Below are 3,867 nucleotides of genomic sequence, written 5' to 3' on the forward strand. Positions count from 1 at the left end.
GCTGTTCGCGCCCGGCATGAGCGTCGGCGCGCCGCCGGACGAGTTCAACCAGCGCGGCCAGGACTGGGCGCAGCCGCCGTGGCATCCGGGCCGCCTCGCCGAGGCCGCCTACCTGCCGTTCCGCGGCATGGTCGGGTCCGCGCTGCGGCACGGCGGCGGCCTCCGGCTCGACCACGCGCTGCAGGTCTCGCGGCTCTGGTGGGTGCCGGCGGGCGCGTCCCCGGCGGACGGCGCGTACGTCTCCTACGACCGCGACGCGATGCTGTCCGCGCTCACCTGGGAGGCCGCCCGCACCGGCGGCGTGATCATCGGCGAGGACCTCGGCACGGTCGAGCCCGGCCTCCGCGAGGACCTGGCCGCGCGCGGCGTCTACGGGACGTCCCTGCTCTGGTTCGAGCGCGACGACGCGGGCCGCCCCCGGCCGCCGGGGGAGTGGCGGGAGCTGTCCCTCGCGACGGTCGGCACGCACGACATGCCGCCGATCGCAGGCATGCTGCACGGGGACCATTTGACGCTCCGCGACCGCCTCGGCCTGCTGACCCGCCCGCTCGCCGAGGAGCGCGCCGAACACCGCCGCACCCTGGCCGAATGGCTCGGCGTGCTCGCCGCCGAGGGGCTGCTCGCCTCCTCGCCGGAGACCGTCCTCACGGCGCTCGACTCCGGCTCGTCCGCGTACGACGCCGAGGTCGTCCACGCCCTGCACGGGTTCCTGCGCCGCACCCCGGCCCGCCTGGCGGGCATCGCGCTCACCGACCTGGTCGGCGAGCGCCGCACCCAGAACCAGCCCGGCACGGTCGACGAGTACCCGAACTGGCGGGTCCCGCTCGCGGACGCGTCGGGCCGTCCCGTCCTGCTGGACGACCTGGGCATGCTGCGCCCCTGAGCGGCGGCCCGGCCTCAGGCGAGGGCGGTCAGCAGGCGGCGCGAGACCTCTTCCAGCAGGTCGTCCGGGGCGAGGTCGGTCGCTCCGATCACCGAGAACAGCCCGGGCAGGCCCGGCAGCGGGTAGCCGTCGCCGGCCTCGTCCCGGAACGCCTTCTCGCCCAGCGGATGGTGCCGCAGCGACGCGCGGGCCCGCGCCCACGCCGTCTGCACCTCCTCCGGCGACGGCACCCCGAACCCGTGCCCGACCGGCGCGGCGTGCCGCAGCCGCACGAGGGCGCTGTCGGCGAAGTCCGCCGCGAGACGGCACCGGGCGGTGAGGTCGGCCCGGACCCCGGCGTCGATCCGGGTCATCACGCTGCACGGCGTCCGGCAGCGCGCCGCGCAGTCGCCGAGCGCCCGCGCGACCTGGCTGTGCTGCCGGTCCAGGTAGGCGCGCCAGCCCGGCCCCGGCTCGTTCGCGACCCGCAGCGTCCGCTCGCACGCCGACCGCTCGGGCCGGGTGTGGTCGCAGTCGCGCTCCGCGCCCGGCTCGACCGGCACCCCGAACCGGCTGCCCGGCCCGGTCACCGACCGCCCGATCAGCGCCGGGTCGCCCGCGTGCCCGAGCACCGGCTCCCACGCCAGCATCGGCGCGTACTCGGCCGCGATGTGGACGGCCGCGACCAGCGGCGCCATCTCCCGCCGCCGCCACCGGATGTCGATGACCTCCAGCAGCAGCCGGTACGCGGGGCGCAGGCTCGCCAGCGCGCCGCGCGGACGCTCCTTGGCGTACTGCGGCATCCGGCTCGCGCGGGCGCGGTCGAGCAGGTCCTTCGGGACCTCCCCGGCCTCCTCGGGCATCCCGAAATCCTCGGCGTCCAGGTCGAGGACCCGCTGCCCGAACGCGCAGAGCGGCGCGACCGGCCCGCTCCCGCCCGTCGTCAGAGCCTCCAGATCCCCGAACGCATACCGCTTCGCCAACACCCTGAGCACGTCCCGCGCGGTCTCCACCCCGTCACTTTGCCATGGCCTTCAACCCGCCCAAGCCGCCGCCGGGGGGAAACCTCCGTCCCCGCCGCCCTTGCCGGGCCGCGTCCGCCGTGTCACCATCAGCCCATGATCAACCGAGAGGGGCCGAACGCCCCGGTGCGGTGACGCACCCCGCGCCGCGCCCGCGCGGCGACCAGAGAACCGCGGCCGACGCCCGGCAGGACGACACCGGCAAGGTGCGCCGGGCCATCCGGATCCGCGACGAATGGATCGACCAGGGCCTCTGCGCCCTCCCCGCGGACCGTCCGGCCGCCGAAGCGGCCATCTTCGAGCTGTACGCCCGCATCCGCAGACCCGCACCCCGCTTCGTCTGGGTGCCGTCCCCGTCCGCCGCCCTGGACGCCGGCTCCACGGCGTGCCGGATGCCTCCGCCCCGCTACGACGCGCTGCCGCACCGCCGCGACGACTGGCCTGCGGCCAGCCTCATCTCGGCCCTGGGCGCGCGGCTGGGCTTCCGCATCGGCGAGGCGCTGAAGTCCCGGCGCCGCGACCTCGGTCCCCACCTCCTCGATCCCTGGCGGACGGACGCGCCGGAACAGGCCGTCCGGCAGGGCACGGACGCCCTGCGGGTCGTGGAGAGCGCGGTACTGCCCGCGCTGACCAGGACCGTGCGGGACTCGCTGCTCATCCCGCTCCGCGACCTCCTGAAGGCGGAGGCCGGGGGCCCGCTGGGCTACTCCTCGCACGGCCAGCACAGCGTCCACGAGGTCGGCGCCCACGACATCTGGCACCGTAGCGGCCTGCTGCGCCTCCGTCCGGAGGACTCGGAGCAGCTCGACGTGTGGACGGCCCTCGCGCGCTCCTGCGGCTGGTGGTGGCCCGGGGACGAGGAGTGCGTGGTGTCCGAACGTCCCGTGGACGTCCGCACCGAAACCGCGCCCGACGGCGGACGGCGTCCGCACAGCCTGGACGGCCAGGCCGTCCGCTACGCCGACGGCTGGGGCTTCCACGCGGTGAACGGCACCCGCGTCCCCGAATGGGTCGTCACCGACCCGACCCCCGAACGGATCGCCGCCGAACCCAACGTCGAAGTCCGCCGCTGCGCCATCGAGCGCATCGGCTGGGACGCCTACATCGAGGCCGCCGGCCTCCGGCTCCTCGGCTCCGCCCCCGACCCCGGCAACCCCGGTTCGGAACTGCGCCTGTTCGACCTCCCGAGCCACACGTGGGGCGCGCCCGCGCGGCTGCTCCTCGCCGTCAACGGCTCCCTCGAACGCGACGGCACCCGCCGCCGGTACGGCCTGACCGTCCCGGCCGACCTCCCCGACCCGATCGCGGCCGCCGCCTGGACCTACGGCCTCGACCCCGCCCAGTACGCCCGGCTCCAGCGCCGGACCTAGCCCGCCACGGTGATGCCCATGAGCCTGACCCTGTCCGACCTCACCCGCCAGACCGGCTTCGACGTCCTCGACCACCTCGACATGGACGTCACGATCCCCGTGCTCGCCGGCCCGCAGGCCCAGGGCGACCTGCTCGTCGTCCCGCTCGCCGACGTGGCCGCCGCCGTGACCGTCCCGGAGCGGGCCCGCTGGCGCCGCGTCCCGCCGGACGGCGTGGAGGCGCTGCGCGGCGCCGCCGGCGGCAACCCCCACACCCTCGTCGCCGAGCCCCACACCTGCCGCTGGACGGGCGACGTCAGCGACCGCACGGGCCTCGCGCTCGGCGTGCTCTGGGCGGACCACCCCGTCCACCTGATGCACCCGGAGCACGGCGCCTCCGGCATCGCCCCCGGCACCTACGTCATCCGCCGCCAACGCGAAGGCCGAGGCATGACCAGCGGCGGCTACCTCCAAGGCACCTACCTCCAAGCCACCTACGTCCACGACTGACACGCGGAAAGGCCGCCCGGCGGGTGCCGGGCGGGCGTTGGGGTGGGGGGGGGGGGGTGGGGGGAGGTGGGTAGTGGACCCCTCTGGACGCCAGTCACAAAAAAACCACACGCGGATTGCGTCG

General features: G+C 76.0%; 4 protein-coding genes. 3 read left to right on the forward strand and 1 reads right to left on the reverse strand.

Features of this window, described 5'->3' with window-relative positions:
- On the forward strand, nt 1–883 hold an 883-nt coding region (locus AB0J52_RS31365; protein WP_500186373.1), incomplete at its 5' end, for a 4-alpha-glucanotransferase.
- 14 nt (nt 884–897) lie between these two features.
- On the opposite strand, the gene AB0J52_RS31370 is transcribed toward AB0J52_RS31365, so the two are convergent.
- On the reverse strand, nt 898–1,857 hold the full coding sequence (locus tag AB0J52_RS31370; protein ID WP_500186375.1) for a hypothetical protein: 960 nt from the start codon (nt 1,855–1,857) through the stop codon (nt 898–900).
- A 158-nt stretch (nt 1,858–2,015) separates the two neighbouring features.
- Between AB0J52_RS31370 and AB0J52_RS31375 the strand changes: the two genes are divergently transcribed.
- Both AB0J52_RS31375 and AB0J52_RS31380 read left to right on the forward strand, forming a co-directional pair.
- On the forward strand, nt 2,016–3,254 hold the full coding sequence (locus tag AB0J52_RS31375) for a DUF6745 domain-containing protein (RefSeq protein ID WP_500186377.1): 1,239 nt from the start codon (nt 2,016–2,018) through the stop codon (nt 3,252–3,254).
- Nucleotides 3,255–3,272: 18 nt separating this feature from the next.
- Nucleotides 3,273–3,743 (forward strand): DUF8820 family protein, encoded by a 471-nt coding sequence (locus AB0J52_RS31380; RefSeq protein ID WP_500186378.1) that lies wholly within the window; start codon nt 3,273–3,275, stop codon nt 3,741–3,743.
- Nucleotides 3,744–3,867: the final 124 nt, after the last annotated feature.

This window comes from Spirillospora sp. NPDC049652, assembly GCF_040675125.1.
GTDB lineage: Bacteria > Actinomycetota > Actinomycetes > Streptosporangiales > Streptosporangiaceae > Spirillospora.

Excerpts from the sequence above, each read along its gene's own strand:
- AB0J52_RS31380 (WP_500186378.1), top strand. The coding sequence starts at position 3,273 with ATGAGCCTGACCCTGTCCGACCTCACCCGCCAGACCGGCTTCGACGTC.